20 protein-coding genes and 1 pseudogene are annotated in these 21,349 nt (G+C 70.3%); 14 read left to right on the forward strand and 7 right to left on the reverse strand.

Annotation, left to right across the window (positions count from 1 at the left end):
• Window positions 1-511: 511 nt before the first annotated feature.
• The 7 genes from ABT116_RS05670 (at window position 512) to pstB (ending at window position 8,622) form a co-directional block, all read left to right on the forward strand.
• Window positions 512-2,743, forward strand: a complete 2,232-nt coding sequence (locus tag ABT116_RS05670) for an RNA degradosome polyphosphate kinase (RefSeq protein ID WP_351628278.1) — start codon at window positions 512-514, stop codon at window positions 2,741-2,743.
• The gene (locus ABT116_RS05675; RefSeq protein ID WP_351628279.1) at window positions 2,724-3,800 is read left to right on the forward strand and encodes a CHAD domain-containing protein; all 1,077 of its coding nucleotides are present in this window, start codon (window positions 2,724-2,726) and stop codon (window positions 3,798-3,800) included. The genes ABT116_RS05670 and ABT116_RS05675 overlap by 20 nt, the downstream gene beginning before the upstream one ends.
• Window positions 3,801-3,832: 32 nt before the next feature.
• On the forward strand, window positions 3,833-4,267 hold the full coding sequence (locus ABT116_RS05680) for an NUDIX hydrolase (protein ID WP_351628282.1): 435 nt from the start codon (window positions 3,833-3,835) through the stop codon (window positions 4,265-4,267).
• A gap of 244 nt (window positions 4,268-4,511) precedes the next feature.
• Window positions 4,512-5,639 carry a phosphate ABC transporter substrate-binding protein PstS gene (pstS, locus tag ABT116_RS05685; RefSeq protein WP_351628285.1) on the forward strand — a complete coding sequence of 376 codons (1,128 nt, stop codon included), beginning with the start codon at window positions 4,512-4,514 and terminating at the stop codon, window positions 5,637-5,639.
• 103 nt (window positions 5,640-5,742) lie between these two features.
• Window positions 5,743-6,744, forward strand: a complete 1,002-nt coding sequence (gene pstC, locus ABT116_RS05690; RefSeq protein WP_351628288.1) for a phosphate ABC transporter permease subunit PstC — start codon at window positions 5,743-5,745, stop codon at window positions 6,742-6,744.
• Complete coding sequence (gene pstA, locus ABT116_RS05695; protein ID WP_351628291.1) at window positions 6,741-7,802, forward strand: phosphate ABC transporter permease PstA; 1,062 nt, start codon at window positions 6,741-6,743, stop codon at window positions 7,800-7,802. The genes pstC and pstA overlap by 4 nt, the downstream gene beginning before the upstream one ends.
• 43 nt (window positions 7,803-7,845) lie before the next feature.
• Window positions 7,846-8,622, forward strand: coding sequence for a phosphate ABC transporter ATP-binding protein PstB (gene pstB / locus ABT116_RS05700; RefSeq protein WP_020269923.1), 777 nt, complete (start codon window positions 7,846-7,848; stop codon window positions 8,620-8,622).
• Window positions 8,623-8,732: 110 nt separating this feature from the next.
• Here pstB and ABT116_RS05705 read toward each other — a convergent pair whose 3' ends face one another.
• Window positions 8,733-9,731 (reverse strand): inorganic phosphate transporter, encoded by a 999-nt coding sequence (locus ABT116_RS05705; RefSeq protein WP_351628293.1) that lies wholly within the window; start codon window positions 9,729-9,731, stop codon window positions 8,733-8,735.
• 7 nt (window positions 9,732-9,738) lie between these two features.
• On the reverse strand, window positions 9,739-10,359 hold the full coding sequence (locus ABT116_RS05710) for a DUF47 domain-containing protein (RefSeq protein ID WP_142162335.1): 621 nt from the start codon (window positions 10,357-10,359) through the stop codon (window positions 9,739-9,741).
• A 204-nt stretch (window positions 10,360-10,563) separates the two neighbouring features.
• On the opposite strand from ABT116_RS05710, the gene ABT116_RS05715 reads away from it, so the two are divergent.
• The gene (locus ABT116_RS05715) at window positions 10,564-10,941 is read left to right on the forward strand and encodes a metal-sensitive transcriptional regulator (protein WP_351628296.1); all 378 of its coding nucleotides are present in this window, start codon (window positions 10,564-10,566) and stop codon (window positions 10,939-10,941) included.
• Between the two features lie 30 nt (window positions 10,942-10,971).
• Here ABT116_RS05715 and ABT116_RS05720 read toward each other — a convergent pair whose 3' ends face one another.
• Together ABT116_RS05720 and ABT116_RS05725 are read right to left on the reverse strand one after the other, a co-directional pair.
• On the reverse strand, window positions 10,972-11,139 hold the full coding sequence (locus ABT116_RS05720) for a hypothetical protein (protein WP_350705544.1): 168 nt from the start codon (window positions 11,137-11,139) through the stop codon (window positions 10,972-10,974).
• 91 nt (window positions 11,140-11,230) lie between these two features.
• Window positions 11,231-12,082 (reverse strand): SCO4651 family lipoprotein, encoded by an 852-nt coding sequence (locus ABT116_RS05725; RefSeq protein WP_351628299.1) that lies wholly within the window; start codon window positions 12,080-12,082, stop codon window positions 11,231-11,233.
• A gap of 117 nt (window positions 12,083-12,199) precedes the next feature.
• Between ABT116_RS05725 and ABT116_RS05730 the strand changes: the two genes are divergently transcribed.
• Together ABT116_RS05730 and ABT116_RS05735 are read left to right on the forward strand one after the other, a co-directional pair.
• Window positions 12,200-12,391, forward strand: coding sequence for a hypothetical protein (locus ABT116_RS05730; RefSeq protein ID WP_351628325.1), 192 nt, complete (start codon window positions 12,200-12,202; stop codon window positions 12,389-12,391).
• A 92-nt stretch (window positions 12,392-12,483) separates the two neighbouring features.
• Window positions 12,484-14,043, forward strand: a complete 1,560-nt coding sequence (locus ABT116_RS05735; protein WP_351628302.1) for an FAD-binding oxidoreductase — start codon at window positions 12,484-12,486, stop codon at window positions 14,041-14,043.
• A gap of 5 nt (window positions 14,044-14,048) precedes the next feature.
• Here ABT116_RS05735 and ABT116_RS05740 read toward each other — a convergent pair whose 3' ends face one another.
• The 3 genes from ABT116_RS05740 to ABT116_RS05750 all read right to left on the reverse strand — a co-directional run bounded on the left by ABT116_RS05740 (window position 14,049) and on the right by ABT116_RS05750 (window position 17,202).
• Window positions 14,049-14,747: a phosphatase PAP2 family protein gene (locus ABT116_RS05740; RefSeq protein WP_351628305.1), complete on the reverse strand. Its 699-nt coding sequence runs from the start codon at window positions 14,745-14,747 to the stop codon at window positions 14,049-14,051.
• A 224-nt stretch (window positions 14,748-14,971) separates the two neighbouring features.
• The gene (locus tag ABT116_RS05745) at window positions 14,972-15,916 is read right to left on the reverse strand and encodes a bifunctional lytic transglycosylase/C40 family peptidase (RefSeq protein ID WP_388136141.1); all 945 of its coding nucleotides are present in this window, start codon (window positions 15,914-15,916) and stop codon (window positions 14,972-14,974) included.
• A 566-nt stretch (window positions 15,917-16,482) separates the two neighbouring features.
• Entirely contained in the window at window positions 16,483-17,202 is a 720-nt protein-coding gene (locus tag ABT116_RS05750) for a trypsin-like serine peptidase (RefSeq protein WP_351628307.1), read from the reverse strand.
• A gap of 252 nt (window positions 17,203-17,454) precedes the next feature.
• Here ABT116_RS05750 and ABT116_RS05755 point away from each other — a divergent pair, with 252 nt between their 5' ends.
• The 4 genes and pseudogenes from ABT116_RS05755 to ABT116_RS05770 all read left to right on the forward strand — a co-directional run.
• Window positions 17,455-18,744, forward strand: coding sequence for a S53 family peptidase (locus tag ABT116_RS05755; protein ID WP_351628310.1), 1,290 nt, complete (start codon window positions 17,455-17,457; stop codon window positions 18,742-18,744).
• Window positions 18,745-19,223: 479 nt separating this feature from the next.
• The gene (locus tag ABT116_RS05760) at window positions 19,224-19,532 is read left to right on the forward strand and encodes a DUF8827 family protein (RefSeq protein WP_003991275.1); all 309 of its coding nucleotides are present in this window, start codon (window positions 19,224-19,226) and stop codon (window positions 19,530-19,532) included.
• A gap of 208 nt (window positions 19,533-19,740) precedes the next feature.
• Window positions 19,741-20,568, forward strand: coding sequence for a DUF8175 domain-containg protein (locus ABT116_RS05765; protein ID WP_351628313.1), 828 nt, complete (start codon window positions 19,741-19,743; stop codon window positions 20,566-20,568).
• Window positions 20,558-21,349 (forward strand): annotated as a pseudogene (locus ABT116_RS05770) (hypothetical protein); the annotation flags it as partial. The gene ABT116_RS05765 and the pseudogene ABT116_RS05770, both read left to right, overlap by 11 nt.

Here is a 21,349-nt window from a genome sequence, read left to right on the forward strand (position 1 = left end):
CGACGCCGGCACCGGACCCCCTCCGCAAGCCCGACGCCGGCACCGGGACCCTCCGCGGCACGGCGACACCGACACCGGGACGACTCCACAGCGCACGTCGACGCCGGCACCGGCCCCCCGTCCGCACGCCCGACGCCGGCACCGGGACACTCCGCGGCACACGCCGACACCGACGCCGGGACAACTCCACAGCGCACGGCGACGCCGACACCGGGACACTCCGCGGCACACGGCAGCGCCGAGGACCGTCCACAGCCTGTGGGCAGCCGCCCCGGCCGCACGCCCGGCCCTGTGGACGCCCGCGGGCCGCTCCCCGGTGTCCCGCACGTCATGTCTCCGTAACCATCGATTCAGACGAGCTTGCGAAGCTCGGCCAATGAATCCCGCCGTGCCCGAGCCTCCCCCGTCCCGCGAGGGTCCCGAGGGAAACGGGAGCACTCATGTGACGCCGTCGCTCCCGCCCGCGCTGTCCGACGCGCCCGTGATGCTCGCGGCGCGGAAGAATGGGTCCATGAGCCAGCCGAACACCCAGGCACAGGTCCAGCACGCGCAGCCCTCCGTGGGCTCCATAGCAGCCCACCGCCCCCACACGGTGGCGGCCGTCGTCTCCGATCTGGAACCCGACATCGACGCCGACCTCGACGCGTACGAGGAGTCGCCGTACGACGGGCCCCAGCTGCCGCAGGGTCGTTTCCTCGACCGGGAGCGCAGCTGGCTCGCGTTCAACGAGCGGGTGCTCGAACTCGCCGAGGACCCCGACACGCCCCTGCTGGAGCGAGCCAACTTCCTCGCGATCTTCGCCAGCAACCTGGACGAGTTCTTCATGGTCCGGGTGGCCGGACTGAAGCGCCGCATCGCCACCGGCGTGGCCACCCGCTCCGCCTCCGGCCTCCAGCCCCGCGAGGTGCTGGAGATGATCTGGGCCCGCTCCCGCGAACTCATGGCCCGGCACGCCGCCTGCTACCACGAGGACGTCGCCCCCGCCCTCGCGGAGGAGGGCATCCACCTGGTCCGCTGGAACGAGCTGCAGGAGAAGGAGCAGGCCCGCCTGTTCACCCTGTTCCGGCACCAGATCTTCCCCGTGCTGACCCCGCTGGCGGTCGACCCGGCGCACCCCTTCCCGTACATCTCCGGCCTGTCCCTGAACCTGGCCGTCGTCGTGCGCAACCCGGTCACCGGCCACAAGCACTTCGCGCGCGTCAAGGTGCCGCCGCTGCTGTCGAGGTTCCTGGAGAGCTCCCCCGGCCGCTACGTCCCCATCGAGGACGTCATCGCCGCGCACCTGGAGGAGCTGTTCCCGGGCATGGAGGTGCTGGAGCACCACGCCTTCCGTCTCACCCGCAACGAGGACCTGGAGGTCGAGGAGGACGACGCCGAGAACCTCCTCCAGGCCCTGGAGAAGGAGCTCATGCGGCGCCGCTTCGGCCCGCCGGTGCGCCTGGAGGTCGAGGAGTCCATCGACCGCGAGGTCCTCGACCTGCTGGTGCGCGAGCTGAAGATCAGCGAGGCGGAGGTGTACCCGCTGCCGGGCCCGCTGGACCTGACGGGCCTGTTCCGCATCGCCTCCCTGGAGCGGCCGGAGCTGAAGTACCGCAAGTTCGTCGCCGGCACCCACCGGGACCTCGCCGAGGTCGAGTCGGCGTCCGCGCCGGACATCTTCGCCGCGCTGCGCGAGCGGGACGTGCTGCTACACCACCCGTACGACTCGTTCTCCACGTCCGTCCAGGCCTTCCTGGAGCAGGCCGCCGGCGACCCGGACGTCCTCGCCATCAAGCAGACCCTGTACCGGACCTCGGGCGACTCCCCGATAGTCGACGCGCTCATCGAGGCCGCCGAGACCGGCAAGCAGGTGCTGGTCCTGGTCGAGATCAAGGCCCGCTTCGACGAGCACGCCAACATCAAGTGGGCGCGCAAGCTGGAGGAGGCCGGCTGCCACGTGGTCTACGGCCTGGTCGGCCTGAAGACCCACTGCAAGCTGTCGCTGGTGGTCCGCCAGGAGGGCGAGACGCTGCGCCGCTACAGCCACGTCGGCACCGGCAACTACCACCCGAAGACGGCCCGTCTCTACGAGGACCTCGGCCTGCTCACGGCCGACCCGCAGGTCGGCGCCGACCTCTCGGACCTCTTCAACCGCCTGTCCGGCTACTCACGCCGGGAGACCTACCGCCGGCTGCTCGTGGCGCCCAAGTCGCTGCGCGACGGCCTGGTCTCGCGGATCGCCAAGGAGGTCCAGCACCACCGTGCGGGGCGCCCCGCGCACGTCCGCATCAAGGTCAACTCGATGGTCGACGAGGCCGTCATCGACGCCTGCTACCGCGCGTCCCAGGCGGGCGTGCCGGTGGACATCTGGGTGCGCGGCATCTGCGCGGTACGCCCGGGCGTGGCCGGCCTGTCGGAGAACATCCGGGTCCGCTCGATCCTCGGCCGCTTCCTGGAGCACTCCCGGGTGTTCGGCTTCGGCAACGGCGGCGAGCCCGAGGTGTGGATCGGCAGCGCCGACATGATGCACCGCAACCTCGACCGCCGGATAGAGGCCCTGGTCCGGGTCACCGACCCGGCCCACCGGGCGGCCCTGAACCGGCTGCTGGAGACCGGCATGTCCGACTCCACCGCCTCCTGGCACCTCGGCCCGGACGGCGACTGGACCCGGCATGCGACCGACGCGGACGGACAGCCCCTGCGCAACGTCCAGGAGATGCTCATAGACGCCCGGAGGCGCCGGCGTGGCACAGCAACACCTTGACCCGACGGATCCCCGGTCCAGGCACGCCGGGCCCGTCCCCACCGGAGACGCCCTCGCGGGCTATCTGCGGGCCCAGGCCACGGAGTTCCTCCGAGCGCTGCGCCTGCACCGGGAGACGGGCTCGGGGCCGAACGGCTCGGAGGGGTCCGCCGAGGCGGCCCGCGCCCTGCGCCGCTCGGCCCGCCGCATCAGCGCCAGCCTGCACTCGTTCCAGTCCCTCCTCGACGCGGACTGGTGCGAGACGATGCGCCCCGAACTGGCGTGGGTGTCGGGGACGTTGGCGATGGAGCACGCCTACACGGCCCGCCTGGAACGCCTGCTGGCGGCCCTGCACCGGTTGTCGGGCTCCACGGCGCTCCCGGCCCAGGCCACCGCACGGACGGGCGCGGCGACGCCCCCCAGGGCCGGTGCCCCCACTCAGGAACGCGGCAACCTGACCGTGGGCGCGGCGAAGGCCGGCGCCCTGCTCGACCGCCAGCTCACCCTCGCCCGCACCCGGGCCCACTCCACCGCCCTGCAGGCCCTGGGCAGCAGCCGCTTCCACGCCGTCGCGGACAAGGTCGCCGTCCTGGCCAGCGAGGTCCCCCTCACCAAGACCGCCGGCACCACCGACCTGCGCCCCCTGGCCGGTGCCGCCCAGGACCGCCTCGCCGACGCCGTGACCGCCCTCCCCCTGCTCACCGCGGGCAACCCGTACAACGCCACGGCCCTCGTCCACGGACTGTCCCCGGACACGGTCCCGCACCCGCAGGACGCCCCGTGGCACCAGGTCCGGCTGCTGCTGCGCCTGCACCGCTACGCCCGCGAGGCCGTCAGCGGCCCGAAGGGCAACGCCGTGGTCGACCTGCGCCTGCTCTCCGCCGGCCAGGCCCTGAACCGGCACCGCGACGCCTCGGAGGCGGCGGCAGCGGCGGCCCAGGCGGCCCGTACCCCGCGCATCGCCCCGGCCACGGCGTACGCCCTCGGCGTGCTCCACGCCGACCAACGGCACGAGGTGGAGGCGGCGCGCTTCGCGTTCCAGCAGGCTTGGCAGAAGGAGACCGTGGGCGCGTCATGACCGGGCCCGGCACCAGGAGGCGGTGAAACACGGTGAACACTCCCAAGGACACCACCGTCCAGGCGGCGGGCTGCGTCCTGTGGCGCCGGTCCCCGGCCACCGGCGAGCCGGAGCTCTGTCTCATCCACCGGCCGAAATACGACGACTGGTCGTGGCCGAAGGGGAAACTGAAGCGCGGTGAGGACGCACTCGCCGGAGCCCTGCGCGAGGTGGCGGAGGAGACGGGCTGCCGGGCCGCGCCGGGCCCCGAGCTGTCCACCCTGCGCTATATGGCGGGCGGTCGCCCCAAGCAGGTCCGTTACTGGGCCGCCGAGGCGGTGAGCTGCGCGTTCTCGCCGACGGACGAGGTGGACCGGGTGCTGTGGCTGGCGCCCGCCGCCGCCCGCGACCGTCTCACACAGCCCCACGACCGGCCCCTGGTCGAGGAGCTGCTCGCCGTTCTGCACCTGCCCCGGGCGGGCGGCTGACCGGACGGTCCGGGTTCGTCCGCAAAAGCGGAATGCCGACGTGCTCTCCCCGTAAGCATTCCGTGACCTCACCAGGCCTTAGGCAGGGGTTCACCCCTCGTTCATTTGCGGCCATCGACGCCTTCACCTGATCTGCCTAATTTCGGCCTTACCGACGCGAGCCGTCCTGCTGAGTGCGACCGCGTCCGCGACACCTCGTCTCGCACGCCGCCGATCAGGACGGCGGCTCCTGGAAGGAACTCAAGTGAAGCTTCAGCGCATGAACCGGCGGGCCCTCGCTCTCGGTGCTCTCGCCGTCTCCGGCGCCCTGGCCCTCACGGCGTGCGGCTCCGACGACACCGGCGGCGCCTCCGGCGGCGGTTCCTCCAACGCCGCCGCGCCGAGCAACGTCAAGTGCGACGACGCCAAGGGCCAGCTGCTGGCCGACGGCTCGTCCGCGCAGAAGAACGCGATCGACGCCTGGGTGAAGCAGTTCACCGCGGCCTGCCAGGGCCTCCAGATCAACTACAAGGGCGGCGGCTCCGGCGCCGGTGTCACCGCGTTCACCCAGGGCCAGGTCGCCTTCGCCGGCTCCGACTCCGCGCTGAAGCCCGACGAGGTCGCCGCCTCCAAGAAGGTCTGCAACGGCGGCCAGGGCATCGACCTGCCGATGGTCGGCGGCCCGATCGCGGTCGGCTACAACGTCAACGGCGTGGACAACCTCGTCCTGGACGCCCCGACCCTGGCGAAGATCTTCAACGGCAAGATCACCAACTGGAACGACGCGGCGATCAAGAAGCTGAACCCCGACGCGAAGCTCCCGGACCTCAAGATCCAGGCGTTCCACCGCTCGGACGACTCCGGCACCACGGACAACTTCACCAAGTACCTGATCGCCACCGCCAAGAGCGACTGGCCCTACGACGGCGGCAAGACCTGGCAGGCCAAGGGCGGCCAGTCCGCCTCCGGCTCCTCCGGCGTCGCCCAGCAGGTGAAGCAGACCAACGGCGCCATCGGCTACTTCGAGCTGTCGTACGCCAAGGACGGCCTGAAGACGGTCGACCTCGACACGGGCGCCGCCCAGCCGGTCAAGGCCACCGTCGAGAACGCCACCAAGGCGATCTCCGAGGCCAAGGTCGTCGGCACGGGCAAGGACCTCGCCCTGGAGCTGAACTACGGCACCAAGGCCGAGGGCGCCTACCCGATGGTCCTCGTCACCTACGAGATCGTCTGCGACAAGGGCAACAAGTCCGACACCCTGCCCGGCACCAAGGCGTTCCTGCGCTACATCGCCTCCGAGGACGGCCAGAAGATCCTCTCCGAGAACGACTACGCGCCGATCCCCGCCGACATCATCTCCCAGGTCCGCACCACCATCGAGGGCCTGAGCTGACCCGAGTGCGGCCCGGTCCCCTCCCCGGGGCCGGGCCGCACCGTCCGGTGCACCGCCGCCAGTGGCCGTACCCCGCGTACGGCTCCGCAGACCGGAGAACCCGATGGGCACACCCACACAGATAACCGACGCACCTCCCCCCGCTCAGCAGCCGACCGTCGACAAGCGCGCCGCGCGCGGGGCCACCCGGCCCGGAGACCGGATCTTCCTCGGTCTCTCCCGCGGGTCGGGCATCCTGCTGCTGGTGATCATGGCCGCGATCGCGGTCTTCCTCACCTACCGCGCCTCCCTCGCGATCAGCAAGGACGAGGGCAACTTCCTCACAACCTTCCAGTGGGACACCAACCTCGTCCCGCCGAACTTCGGCATCGCCGTCCTGGCCTTCGGCACGGTCGTCTCCTCGATCGTCGCCATGGTCATCGCGGTCCCGGTCGCCGTCGCCATCGCGCTGTTCCTCACGCACTACGCCCCGCGCCGGATGCGCGGCCCCATCGCGTACGTGATCGACCTGCTCGCCGCCGTGCCGTCCATCGTCTACGGCCTGTGGGGCGCCCTCGTCCTCGTGCCGCACATGAACGGCCTCTTCGGCTGGCTGAACGACTACCTCGGCTGGACCGGCGTCTTCTCGTGGGAGGGCGGCGCCCCCCGCTCGATGCTGACCGTCGGCATCCTGCTCGCGATCATGATCCTGCCGATCATCACCAACGTGAGCCGCGAGGTCTTCCGGCAGGTCCCGCAGATGCACGAGGAGGCGGCCCTGGCGCTCGGCGCCACCCGCTGGGAGGTGATCCGCATGGCGGTCATCCCCTTCGGCCGCTCCGGCGTCATCTCCGCCTCGATGCTCGGCCTCGGCCGCGCCCTCGGCGAGACCATGGCCGTCGCCACCGTGCTCTCGCCGACCTTCGACATCCAGGCCAGCCTGCTGGACCCGGGCGGCGGCACGTTCGCCCAGAACATCGCCAGCAAGTTCGGTGAGGCCACCGAGTTCGGCCGCGACGCGCTGATCGCCTCCGGTCTGGTCCTGTTCGTCATCACCCTGCTGGTCAACGGCGCGGCCCGTGCGATCATCGCCCGCCGCAAGGAGTACTCGGGGGCCAACGCATGAGCACCGCGACCGTCACCCCGAAGGGCCCCAGCACCCTGCGCGGCGCCCGCCTGCCCAAGTGGTCCCCGTACGCCATCGCCGCCGGCTCGATCGCCCTCGCGGTCGGCATCGGCCTCGTCGGCGGCCTGCACAGCCGCGTCCAGTGGGGCCTGATCGCCGCGATCCTGTACGTCGTCGGCACCTACGCCATCGCCGCGGGCGTCGAGGGCAAGCGGCAGGCCAAGGACCGCATCGCGACCTCCCTCGTCTGGGTCGCCTTCCTGCTCGCCGTCGTCCCGCTGGCCTCGCTGGTGTGGTCGACCGTCGTGCGCGGCGTGAAGGTCCTGGACGTCTACTTCCTGACGCACTCCATGGGCGTCGTCGCCGACACCGAGCCCGGCGGCGGCATCTACCACGCCATCCTCGGCACCCTGGAGCAGGTCGGTCTCGCCACGGTGATCGCCGCGCCGATCGGCGTGCTCACCGCGATCTACCTCGTCGAGTACGGCAGGGGCAACCTCTCCAGGGCCATCACGTTCTTCGTCGACGTCATGACCGGCATCCCGTCGATCGTCGCGGGTCTGTTCATCCTCAGCCTCATGCTGATGTTCGACATGGAGCCCTTCGGCTTCGCCGGCTCGCTGGCCCTGGCCATCCTGATGATGCCGGTCGTCGTGCGCTCCACGGAGGAGATGCTCAAGCTCGTCCCGAACGAGCTGCGCGAGGCCTCCCTGGCGCTCGGCGTCCCCAAGTGGCGCACCATCCTGAAGGTGGTCCTGCCGACCTCCATCGGCGGCATCACCACGGGCATCATGCTCGCGATCGCCCGTATCACCGGTGAGACCGCCCCGGTCCTGCTGCTGGTGTGGGGCAACGCGTTCATCAACGCCAACCCCTTCGAAGGGGCGCAGGCATCGCTGCCGCTGTACATCTACCAGCAGTACGCGAACAGCGCGGGCTCCGGTGCGGCGTACGACCGCGCCTGGGCGGCCTCGCTGACCCTGATCGCCTTCGTGATGCTCCTGAACCTGGTGGCCCGCGGGATCGCCCGCTGGAAGGCCCCGAGCACCGGTCGCTGACGCGGCCATTCAGCGACTGACTGAGTCTGGAAGTGAAGTAGTAATGGCCAAGCGAATCGACGTAAGCGGACTGACCGCCTACTACGGCTCCCACAAGGCGATCGAGGACATCTCGATGACCGTCGAGCCGCGCTCGGTGACGGCGTTCATCGGCCCCTCCGGCTGCGGCAAGTCGACGTTCCTGCGCACCCTGAACCGCATGCACGAGGTGACCTCGGGCGGCCGCGTCGAGGGCAAGGTGCTCCTCGACGACGAGGACCTCTACGGCACGGGCATCGACCCGGTGTCGGTCCGCCGCGAGGTCGGCATGGTGTTCCAGCGGCCGAACCCGTTCCCCACGATGTCGATCTTCGACAACGTGGCGGCCGGTCTGCGCCTGAACGGCAACTACAAGAAGAGCGAGCTCTCCGACATCGTCGAGCGCTCCCTCAAGGGCGCGAACCTCTGGAACGAGGTCAAGGACCGTCTGAACAAGCCCGGTTCGGGCCTGTCCGGCGGCCAGCAGCAGCGTCTGTGCATCGCGCGGGCGATCGCGGTCGAGCCGAACGTCCTGCTCATGGACGAGCCCTGCTCGGCCCTGGACCCCATCTCCACGCTGGCGATCGAGGACCTGATCGGCGAGCTGAAGGAACGGTTCACGATCGTCATCGTGACGCACAACATGCAGCAGGCGGCCCGCGTCTCCGACCGCACGGCGTTCTTCAACCTCGCGGCGGTCGGCCAGCCCGGCAAGCTCATCGAGATCGACGACACGGAGCGCATCTTCTCCAACCCGTCGGTCCAGGCCACGGAGGACTACATCTCCGGCCGCTTCGGCTGAGCCGGAGCCCGCCGACTCCTCGCGGTGCTGCATGGCGGTGCCACCGCGAGGCCGAAAAAGGGCCCGCCCCCGGCTCCCGGGGGCGGGCCCTCTCGTCTGCGTCCGGTGCGCTACAGGAACGCCAGGTTCACGATCCCGAACGACGCGGCGGCCACGATCGCCGCGGCCGGCATCGTGATGAACCACCCCAGGATGATGTTCTTGGCGACGCCCCAGCGCACGGCGTTCACGCGCTTGGTGGCCCCCACGCCCATGATCGCCGAGGTGATGACGTGCGTCGTGGAGATCGGCGCCTTGAACAGGAACGCCGTGGTGAACATGATCGAGGCTCCGGTGGTCTCCGCGGCGAAGCCCTGCGGCGGGTCCAGCTCGATGATCTTCCGGCCCAGCGTCCGCATGATCCGCCAGCCGCCGGCGTAGGTGCCCAGCGACAGCATCACCGCACAGGCGATCTTGACCCACACCGGGATCGGATCGCCGTAGTCCTCGACATCGGCGATGACGAGCGCCATCACGACGATGCCCATGGTCTTCTGCGCGTCCTGCAGACCGTGCCCGAGCGCCATGCCGGCCGCCGAGACGGTCTGCGCTATCCGGAAACCGCGCTTGGCCTTGTGCGGGTTGGCCTTGCGGAACATCCACAGGATCGCGGTCATCACGAGATAGCCGGCCAGCATGCCGACCACCGGGGACACGAACATCGGGATGACGACCTTTTCCAGCACCCCGCTCCAGTAGACCGTCGTCCCGCCGGCCAGCGCCGCGCCGACCATGCCGCCGAACAGCGCGTGCGAGGACGAGGACGGCAGCCCGAAGTACCAGGTGATGAGGTTCCAGACGATCGCGCCCACCAGCGCGGCGAAGAGGATGCCCATCCCCTTCGACCCGGTCGGTGTCTGGATCAGGCCCTCACTGACCGTCTTGGCGACCCCGGAGCCCATGAACGCGCCGGCGAGGTTCATCACCGCGGCCATGGCCAGGGCGGCCTTCGGCGTCAGCGCGCGCGTCGAGACGGACGTGGCGATCGCGTTCGCCGAGTCGTGAAAACCGTTGGTGTACGTGAAGAAGAGCGCGACCGCGATGGTCACGACCAGAGCAAAGGTGTCCATGAAGGGCTCAGGACTCCTTGACGGCGATGGTCTCCACCGTGTTCGCCACGTGCTCGAACGCGTCGGCCGCTTCCTCCAGCACGTCCACGATCTGCTTGAGCTTCAGCACCTCCATGGCGTCGTACTTGCCGTTGAAGAGGTGCGCCAGCAGCTTGCGGTGGATCTGGTCGGCCTGGTTCTCCAGCCGGTTGACCTCGATCCAGTACTCGGTGAGGTTCTCCATCGTCCGCAGGTGCGGCATCGCCTCGGCCGTGAGCTCGGCCGCGCGCGCCAGCACCTCGATCTGCTGGTCGACGCCCTTGGGCAGTTCCTCGACGTTGTAGAGGACGACCAAGTCGACGGCCTCCTCCATGAAGTCCATGATGTCATCGAGCGACGAGGCGAGGGAGTAGATGTCCTCGCGGTCGAACGGCGTGATGAACGAGGAGTTCAGCTGGTGGAAGATCGCGTGCGTGGCGTCGTCACCGGCGTGTTCCGCGGCCCGCATACGCTCTGCGATCTCGGCCCGGGCGGATGAGTCCGCCCCGAGCAGTTCCATCAGGAGCTTCGAGCCCGTGACGATGTTGTCCGCGGAGGCGGCGAACATGTCGTAGAAGCTCGTCTCCCTGGGGGTCAGACGAAAGCGCACGTGGGGTCCTCGGGGTGCTTCGGTTTCGGTCAGGCTGATGCTAGGCGCAACATCCGGCCACGGCTATCGGGCCGCCCACCAGTGTCGCCCATCGGGCACAGTGATGAGCACGGGGGCGGTTCCCAGGGCCGTATACCCCGCAAAGTTCGGTACCATATACCCACCAGGGGTATATGTCGGCCCACTGCCCACCAGGAGGAAGCGATGACGGACGTGACCGACACAACAGATGTCGCACATGTCACCACCGGCAGCGCCGAGACCGCCGGTGCGGACGCGACGACCGATCACGACCACGGCGTGCACGGGTACCACAAGCAGAAGGACGAGCACCTCAAACGCCTGCGCCGCATCGAGGGCCAGATCCGCGGCCTGCAGCGCATGGTCGACGAGGACGTCTACTGCATCGACATACTCACGCAGGTCTCCGCCTCCACCAAGGCCCTGCAGTCCTTCGCCCTCCAGCTCCTGGAGGAGCACCTGCGGCACTGCGTCGCCGACGCGGCCCTCAAGGGCGGTGACGAGATCGACGCGAAGGTGAAGGAGGCGACCCAGGCGATCGCCCGCATGCTGCGGACGTGAACCGGGCCCGGCCTCGACGGACGCCCTGGTTCAGCGTCTGGAGGAGTCCCGCTCCTCGGCCACTTTCAGCACCTCGTCGATGCTCTCCAGGCTGAGCCGCTCCCGGGCGGCCGAGGCCGCGATGATCAGCTCTCCGCACAGCTCGATCTCGGCGAGGGCCACGTGGTCCTGAACTGCCGTACCGCCGACCGGAGCCACGTGCATCACCTCATCTCTGCCGTTGCCGACTTCCTAGAGTAGGGAGCGGCCTACACACCGCGCATGGCACGGACGGGCTAGTTCACGCCGGTCACTCCTCGGCGATCCTGCCCGCGTAGATGTCGTCGGTCCGCGGCAACCGTACGCGCACCGAGGCCCCGAAATCGTAGAGCAGCGTCGTCGAGGCGACGGCGACGGGGCTCTGCTGCTGGCCGTTCAGGAAGCTGAAACGGTGCCTGACCTTGCGGATGCGTCCCTCGTCGTCGAGATAGGCGTCGAACGGCACCTCGGCGGTGGCGAATCCCTTGGCCGCCGCCTTCAGAGGCTCCTCGTTCCCCTTCGACGCCCGCCGGGCCGCGTCGGCGAGGTCCGCCGTCCCCCGGTAGTGACGCACTCCGGTTCCCGCGACCTCCGTCCTGCCCACATAGGTCGCCGTCCGCGTACCCAGCAGTACCTCGGCCGCCGTGAACGGGTCGGTGGCCCCACCGGTGACGAGATTGCCGTCGGACAGGGTCCGGGTGTCCACCCGCACCCACTTGTCCGCGGGCACACCGGCGCCCCGGTTCTTCATGAACAGCGCACCCGGCGCGAGCAGTTCGGTGATCGGCCGGCGCTCGGCGACCCCCGCGGGATCCTGCGGCAGCAGCACCTTCAGCCGCCCCATCCGCTTGCGGTAGTCGTACACCCCGGCGCCCCGGATGGTCACCCGGGTCCCGCCGGCGGCCATCTCCATCGACGTACGGGCCTTGGAACTCCCCGCGCCGACGAGCCGGTCGGCGGACTGCCGCAGCACGGTGACCGCTTCCCCGCCGCGGGAGTCCCCGGCGGCCGCGTCACCCCCGGAACACCCCGCGGACCCCAGCCCCGCCCCGGCCAGGACCACGGCGGCGACGACCGTCGCACCCGTCCGCCTGTGCCGCCCTTCGAGCTGCCGCCCAGTCATCGCCTGCCTACCCCCAGCCGGTACGTCCGTCACGGGCCCCCTCGTTGTTCCGGTTAACGACGGGTTTGTGCCCCCGTCACGCGAGCCCGCGCCGACCGCCGTACGAACCGTTTACCTGTGCTGGGTAACGTTGTCGCCGTGGCGCAGCAGGACGGGCTGGAACTTCCCCCCAACCTCCCGGAACACCGCACGACGACCATGGAGAAGGGCCGTTTCTGCATGGCCCACTGCATCTGTGGCTGGCGCGGCCCGGCACGAAGAGCGAGAAGCCAGGCGCGTACGGACGCGGAGCGGCATGCGACGGGCTGAGACCCGTGGCGGACACCGCCGGGCCGGGTCCGGACCATGGAACCCCCACCCCCATCACCCCGTCTCCCAGGACGGAACCACCGGGAGGCCCCATGGAACGGCGCACGATCCTCACAGCCGGCACGGCGGCGATCGCCGCGGCCGCGACCCCTTTCACCACCGCCTGCACGCAGTCGGGCACCCGCTCCGGGGCCACGGCCACGGCCACCGACGCCGTGCGCACCTCCACCACCTCGAGAACCACCGCCGCGAACTGGTCCGCCCTGGCCCGCGACCTCGACGGCCCCCTGATCCGCCCGGGCGACGCCGACTGGCCCGCGGCCCGGCAGCTCTACAACACCCGCTTCGACAGCCTGAAGCCCGCCGCGGTCGCGTACGTCTCCCACCCGGACGACATCCGCACATCACTGGCCTACGCCCGCGCCCACGCCCTGCGCGTCGCGATTCGCAACGGCGGGCACTCGTACGCCGGCTGGTCCTCCGGCGACGGCCGCCTGATCATCGACGTCTCGAAACTCAACCGCGTCCGGGCATCCGGCACCACCGCCGTGGTCGGCGCCGGCGCCAAACTCATCGACGTCTACCGGGCGCTCGCCGCGAAGGGCGTCACCATCCCGGCCGGCTCCTGCCCGACCGTCGGCGTCTCGGGCCTCACCCTCGGCGGCGGCCATGGCGTCGTCTCGCGTGCCTACGGCCTGACCTGCGACAGTCTCACCCGGGCCACCCTGATCACCGCCGACGGCAAGCAGCTCAGCGCCGACGCCCGCGAGAACAAGGACCTCTTCTGGGCCCTGCGCGGCGCCGGCAACGGCAACTTCGGCGTGGTCACGGAGCTGCACTTCACCACCCACCCGGCACCGCAGGGCGTCTCGGCGTACCTGTCCTGGCCCTGGTCGAAGGCGGCCGCGGTGGTGAAGGCCTGGCAGGAGTGGGGCCCGTCGCAGCCCGACGAGATCTGGTCGTCCCTGCACCTGGCGAACGCCGCGGGCGGCACCCCTACCGTCTCGGTCGCGGCGTTCTCCCTCGGCACCTACGGCGAGCTGAAGAACGCCGTCGACCGCCTGGCCGACCGCGTCGGCGCCCCGGCCCGCAGCGTCTCCCTGAAGCGCCGCTCGTACGAGGAGTCGATGGAGGTGTACGCGGGCTGCTCCTCGTTCCCCACGGACGCGCAGTGCCATCTGCCCGGCTCGACGCCGGGGCGTTCCCCGAAGGGCGCGCTGGGCCGCGAGACGTACGCGGCGGCGTCGGACTTCTTCGACCGCTCCCTGTCCACGGCCGGCATCCGCGCGCTGCTGGCCGGGATCGGTTCGGTGCGCGGCGGCACGGGCAGCATCGCGCTGACCGCCCTCGGCGGAGCGGTCAACCGTGTCTCCCCCACCTCCACGGCGTTCGTCCACCGCCGCTCCCGGATGCTCGCCCAGTACATCGCCGCGTGGCGGGCCGGCACGAGCGGCGCGACGGCCCGCGACTGGCTGGCCTCGGCCCACAGGGCCATGCGCCCGCACGCCTCGGGGGCCGCCTACCAGAACTACACGGACCCGACCCTGACCGACTGGCGCAAGGCGTACTACGGGGATGCGGCAACGCGCCTGGCGAAGCTGAAGAAGCAGTACGACCCCGACCGCTTCTTCACGTATCCCCAGGCGCTGTGAAGCCCTTACGCGGCGAGGTCCCGCTCCGAGGCCCGCTCACTGCGCGCCTCGGGGATCACCGTGTCCTCGGCTTCGGCACGCCCTCTGCCGCGCACCAGCCACCCCAACCGGGGCGAGCGCTCGACGGCCTTCACCAAAGGCGTCAGCAGGGCCATGGCGAGCGGCGACAGCAGCAGCGCCACGGCGGTGCCCAGCGCGAACCCGCCCACGACGTCCGTCGGGTAGTGCACACCCATGTAGACGCGGATGAACCCGCCGAACAGCGCCAGCACGAGCCCGACGAGCCCGAACCTCCGGTTGGCGACGAACAGGCCGACCGCGAGGGCCATGACGATCGTCGCGTGGTCGCTGACGAACGAGTAGTCGGTCTTGCCCTGGACCAGCACGTCGAGCCCCTGGTGGTCCAGGAACGGCCGGGGCCGCTCCACGAACCCCCGGATGGGCACGTTGACCAGGACGGCGATACCGGCGGCCAACGGCGCCCAGACCAGCGCCGCGACGGTGGACGCCGCGTCCTCGTCGCCGCGTCGCCGCACGGACCACCAGCACCACACCACGAGCAGGACGATGGCGAGCAGCAGCCCGTACTCACCGACGTACTCCATGACGCGGTCGAACCACGGCGGCGCGTCCTTGGCCAGGCCATTGATGTCGTACAGCAGGTCGACGTCAGGGTTCGACCCGGAATCGGCGAGTCCAGCCATGGCGCTGCGGCCCCTTCGTCGTCTCTCCCGGCGCACCTGTGCGTGCGCCGCTCCTGCCACCCCCGTGGTTGTAGATCCGCTTCCGCTGCACTGACGTCCGCTCGGCTACGTCATCAGGAACGCATGGTCCCCGTTGATACGTTCCACACTCCACCGAATGATCACGCAGACGTTATCGAAGAGAGACAAGTCTTCGCAGCTCAGGGGGTGGGTTCACACACGGTTCACACCGTCGTGGGCAGTGCTTTCGCGCCATCTTCGGTGACGCGGGTGGCACCGAAGTAGTCAGGGGTGTCGATCGGGTCGAATCGGATGACGGCACCGGTCCGGGGCGCGTCGATCATGTACCCGCCTCCGACATAAATGCCGACATGCCGGATGGCGCGGGAATTGGTGAGGTCGTCCGAGAAGAACACCAGGTCGCCGGGGAGCAGTTCGTCCCGCGAGGGGTGCGGGCCGGCGTTGTACTGGTCGTTGGCCACGCGCGGGAGCTTGATGCCCACGGTCTCGTAGGCGGCCTGGGTCAGTCCCGAGCAGTCGAAGCGTCCGCCCTGCTCAGCGGTGCCGGTGCCGCCCCACAGATAGGGCGTGCCGAGCTTCTTCTGCGCGTACTCGATCGCGGCCGCGGCCTGCTCGGAGGGGTCGACCCGTCCGACCGGCGCCGCGAAGCTCTCGGAGAGCGTCGTGATCCGCTTCACGTAGTTCCGGGTCTCGCTGTACGGCGGCACGCCCCCGTACTTGATCACCGCGTACGCCCCCGCGTTGTAGGCGGCCAGCATGTTCTCGGTCGGATTCCCGCCAACCTTCTTCACGTACGAGGCGAGTTCGCAGTCGTACGAGGCGGCCGAGGGAATCGCGTCCTTCGGATCCCACACGTCACGGTCGCCGTCGCCGTCACCGTCGATGCCGTGGCTCGCCCAGGTGCCGGGGATGAACTGCGCTATCCCCTGCGCGGCGGCGTGGCTCTGAGCCCTGGGGTTGAAGCCGCTCTCCTGGTAGAGCTGGGCGGCGAGCAGGGCCGGGCTGATGGCGGGGCAGAGGTTGCCCCACTTCTGCACGAGCGCCGCGTAGGCGGCGGGCACGGACCCCTTGGCCAGCGATTTCGCCCCGCCGCCCACGCCGTTGACGAGGTTCCCGGCGACGAGATAGACCCCGACGACGAGCAGCATCACGAAGGCCAGCGCGGAGCTGATCGCAACGCTCGCCACGATCCATGCCTTACGCACCGTCAACCGCCCCTCGCCGCCCAGGAGTCCGTTGGTCAGTGTAGAGGCGGCCGGCACGCCCGGGAATGATCACGTGGAGGAGAGTCGGGGCGGACGGACGAACGGGGCGCGGCACGGGCGGCACGGGGAGGGCACGGCGGATCCGAAGAGGCACGGCGGATCCTGCGAGGGCACGGCGGGTGCGGCGGGCGCACGACAGATCCGGCCGACGCTCGACAGATTCGGCCGCTGCTCGACGGCTTCGGCCGACGCTCAGCGGATTCGGCCAACGCTCAGCGGATTCGGCCAACGCTCAGCGGATTCGGCCGCTGCTCGACGCATCCGGCGGGCGCTCGACAGATCCGGCCGACGCTCAGCGGATTCCGCCGACGCTCGGCGGATTCGGCGCTCGGCGGATTCAGCCGACTCTCGGCGTATTCGGCCGACGCTGAGGGATCCGACCGCTGCTCGACGCATCCGGCGGGCGCACGACAGATCCGGCCGGCGCACGGGATCGCGGCGCGTCACGCCTACCCCGCCGCTGCCCGGTACAGCCGCTCCGCCTCCGTACCGAGGACGACGCTGTAGGAGACGCCGGGGGTCGTCCCGCCCCGGTCGTGCCCGCCGAGGACCCCGACGACCTGCCCGTCCCCGTTCACCCAGGGGCTGCCGCTGGTGCCCCCGCTGAAGCCGGGGCACGCGATGCGCTGCTGGGTGCGACTGTGCGCGGCCGGCTTGTCGGTGCAGCTGACGGGCGTCTCACGGGCGTTGGGGTACCCGGTGACGGTCACCGCGGTGGCCCCGGTCGCCGTGCCGGTCACGAACCGGTTCCCGCCGACGGCGTCCTGAAGCTCCGTGCCGCCGCGCGGCGCGACCGCCGCGAATCCCACGTCGCTGTCCTCGTCGTGTCCCTCGGTCCACCCGCGGGACAGGAACCGCCGCCGCACCTTCCACTCGCCGTAGGGCGCGCGTCCGTCGCGGTAGCCCGGCACGAAGACCAGCGCTCCGTCGCCACCCAGGCAGTGCGCCGCGGTGACGATCAGGTTCCGGTGCGGTGCGTCCACCACGGAGGCGGTGCAGAAGTGCGCGCCGGCCGGCCGGCCCGCCCGTGCGGCCGGGACCAGCACCCCGACCCGGGCATCGCGCCCGGTGACGGTCACGCCGAACGGGCCGGCGCCGTCGTCGGCGGTCGCGGTGGACGCGGTGATGAGGGCGACGAGGATCACGGCGACGGACAGGACGCGCTTCATCGGAGCGACTGTGCCCGACGAAGGTGAGAGAAGTGTCAAGTCAAGCCGGACCCATCGCACGGCCATCGGGCCGTCAGCGACAGGTAAGCCCCACACCCTCTTCAGTAAGGCGGAAGTCAGGATTCCGACCACCGCCTTGTTGTCACGTACTCAACAAGCGATCGTCGTCGCGGGTCGCCGCCCCCGCCGGGAAACACACCGGCGGTTCCCCCACCCGCAGGCCTCTGCCCACCACTGCCAGGAGGCTGTACCTTGCGCACGACATCCTCGACTCCCCCCACTTCCCGCCTCAGATGGCGCCGCGTGGCGTCCGCCGTCACCGCCACCGCCGCACTCCTCCTCACCGGCCTCACCACCGCCACCCACGCACAGGCCGCGGACCCGAGCACCTCCAAGGTCACCTGGACCCGCTCCTGCGCCCTGCCCCGCCACCAGGGCGAAATGGCCTGCAACGCCCTGCGCGTCACGGGCGGCCGCACCGCCTTCCAGCAGCAGCACGGCATCTCCGCCAAGGCCGCCGACGCCTCCTCCCCCTCCGGCTACGGCCCCTCCGACCTGCGCAGCGCCTACGGCCTGATTTCCGCCGCCGCGAGCAACGGCTCCGGCCGGACCATCGCCATCGTCGACGCCTATGACGACCCCAACGCCGAGTCCGACCTCGCCGCCTACCGCTCCCAGTACGGCCTGCCCGCCTGCACCACCGCGAACGGCTGCTTCAAGAAGGTGAGCCAGACCGGCTCCACCACCGCCCTCCCCACCGCCGACAGCGGCTGGGCCGGCGAGATATCCCTCGACCTCGACATGGCGAGCGCCGTCTGCCCGAACTGCCACATCACCCTCGTCGAGGCGAAGTCGGCGTCCATGGCCAACCTCGGCACCGCCGTCAACGAGGCCGTCGCCCTCGGCGCCAAGTACGTCTCCAACAGCTACGGCGGCGGCGAGTCCTCCTCCGACGCCTCCTACGACTCCGCCTACTTCAACCACCCGGGCGTCGCCATCACCGTCAGCGCGGGCGACGCGGGCTACGGCGCCGAGTACCCGGCGGCCTCCAAGTACGTGACGGCCGTGGGCGGCACCAGGCTCTCCACCTCCTCCACCACCCGCGGCTGGACCGAGAGCGTCTGGCGGACCAGCAGCACCGAAGGCACCGGCTCCGGCTGCTCCGCCTACGACACCAAGCCCACCTGGCAGACCGACACCGGCTGCACCAAGCGCATGATCGCCGACGTCTCGGCCGTCGCCGACCCGGCGACCGGCGTCTCCGTCTACGACACCTACGGCGCCGACGGCCAGGGCTGGGCCACCTACGGCGGCACCAGCGCCTCCGCCCCGATCATCGCGAGCGTCTACGCCCTCGCGGGCACCCCGTCCACCGGCTCCTATCCGGCCAAGTTCCCCTACGCGAACACCACCGCCCTGAACGACGTCACCAGCGGCAGCAACGGCAGCTGCACCACCAGCTACTTCTGCACCGCCCGGACGGGCTACGACGGCCCGACCGGTCTGGGCACCCCGGAGGGACTCGGCGCCTTCACCGGCTGACGCACCTCCCCCCGGTGACAGACCGTCACCATAGAACGCCGCCCGGCGCCGTGGGGGCCCGGGACGGCGGGGAAACGAAGGGGCCGCGGCATCCCAGCCGCGGCCCCTTCGCCTTGCCAGGTAGCCTTCACCCGGGGAACACCGGCGCGACCCCTCACCCGACCAGCCGTCAGAAACGGCCCCCAAAGGTGGGAAAGGCCGCAAGAGGGCACAACGACGGAACCACACACCAGGTTCCGCTCAGGCCTCATTGCCCGGCGTGACCTGCCGTGATACACAGAGTGACCATACGATCCTTCGTACACCACCCGTCACCTCCCTTAGGGCCCGGAGCGGAACGGTGGCAAGGTATTCGTACGGAACCCGCCAATCAATGACGCCAAGTCGACATCCGACAGCATCATTGTCGGCGACAATGAGGCCTGACCTCTGCACGACCGCAGAGGGTGCGGAACTACCCAACAGGGGCGGTGACTTACATGCTCTTTGCGGCCGACAAGGGAGACATCAACACCATCATCGGCGGGATCGCTCCGGACTGGGGCCCCTTCGGCAGCCTGGGCAACGAGGCGAAGGTGATGATCGAGGTCGTGATGGCGGTGGCCATCCTGCTCTGCCTCGGCATCGCCATCTGGGGCGCCGCCAAGCAGCGCATCGGAGCGACCGCCCTGCGGGACACCTTCAGCGCGGAGCAGGGCAAGGGCCTCATCATCGCCGGCCTCACAGGAGTCTTCATCATCGGCTCCCTCGGCACACTCTTCACCATCGTGTACGGCATGGCCGTGTAGCCCGGGCACCGTCCGCCCGGCCGGTCACGCCCGGCTCCCCTCCATCCCACCCGCCCGTCGTGCCCACCGGCTGAGGTTGCGTTTCCCTGATGTCGAGTCACCACACCGCGCCCGCGCGGGAACCAGCACGGCTACCGTCGTACGAGGAGTATGAGAAGTACGACCGGTACGAAGTGTTTCCGCACGACGTCGAGGGGGCGTACGCGGCATGAGTCTCGGTGACGACCACGAGTCCTCCGGCGGCTACGCCGGCACGGGCCAGACCCGCACCCGCCTGCCCGACTCCGGCGACGCCTTCGGCGACCCCCGCCGCCGCTCCTCGTCCCGCAGCCTGGTCACGGTGGTCGGCGTGGTGGTCCTCCTGATCGCCGCGATCGCCTTCGCCAACCGGGGGGACGGCGACTCGTCCTCTTCGACGGACGGCTCCTCGGGCAAACCGGACTCGACAGCGACGGCCCCCTCCGGCCAGCGCCCCGTCAAGTCCAAGTCGGCCGCCGGCATCCCCTCGGGCTTCGCCCAGAACCAGGAGGGAGCGGAGAGCGCCGCGGCGAACTACGCCGTCGTGCTGGTCTCGGCCGACATCCTCAAACCCGCACGGCGGACCGAGATCGTCCGCCAGGTGTTCGACGCCGACAAGGTCTCCGAGCTGGAGAGAAATCTCGACCAGGTCTACAGCAAGGCGTTCCTGGAGAAGGTGGGCCTCGACGCGAACGGCGAGGCACCCAAGGGCAGCACCTACGTCTCCCGCACCATGCCGGTCGGCACCAAGGCCACCGACTACTCGGGCAACGCCGCCACCGTCGAGGTCTGGTGCACGGGCGTGTTCGGGATGACGGGGGAGAGCTCACAGAACCCGGTCACCAACGACTGGTTCACCATGACCCTCCAACTGCGCTGGACCGACGGCGACTGGAAGGTCGACAGCTTCTCCCAGAAGGAAGGCCCCGCGCCGGTCAACGGCGACAACAGGGTGTCGACGTCGGAGGCCATCTCCAAGGCCGTCGAGGAGTTCGGAGGGTTCACGTATGCCCGGTAGCCCGCGCCGCGCAGTCCAGGTCGCCGCAACCCTCACCGCCGTGCAGACCGCCCTGGTCCTGTTCGCCACCCGGGCGGCAGCCGCTCCCACGCCCTCGCCCAGCCCCAGCAACGACAACTGCTCCCTGCTCTCCGGCAGGGCCCGGGAGATCTGCGAAGGCGACACCGGCAGCGGATCCGGCAGCGGAACCTCCCGCCTCGACCCCACCTCCACCCTCGACCCCCTCTCCTCCCTCGCCAAGGGCTGCGCCGACGCCGCCTCCTGGACCGTCGACAAGCTCAGCGACGCCGTGAAGGAGACCGCCAACGTCGACTTCACCAACCCCAAGTTCCTCCAGCAGTACGCCGTCGTCTTCGCCGCCTCGACGATCCTCACGCTCCTGCTCTGGCTCCTGGCCGTCGCCAAGCGAGCCGTCCGCGGCGTCCCCCTGACCACCGCCCTCTCCGAAGCCATCGGCTTCCTGTGGCTCACGGTGCTGGCCTCCGCCTTCACCCCCCTCATCCTCTACACCGTCGTATCCGCCACCGACGGCATCACCGAGGTCCTCGCCAAAGCCACCGGCGACCAGACAGACGCCTTCTTCGGCACGTTCTCCGAAGCCCTCAAGAAGGGCGAGGACATCGGCGGCGGCCCGATCATGCTGATCGTCGTCTCCCTGGTCAGCATCCTCGCCGCCGGCGTCCTCTGGCTGGAGCTCGTCATCAGGGCGGCCCTCCTCTACGTCGGCGCCCTCCTCGGCACCGTCGTCTACGCCGGCCTCGTCGACAAGAACCTGTGGGGC

The sequence above is a fragment of the Streptomyces sp. NPDC002130 genome (assembly GCF_040296465.1).
GTDB lineage: Bacteria > Actinomycetota > Actinomycetes > Streptomycetales > Streptomycetaceae > Streptomyces.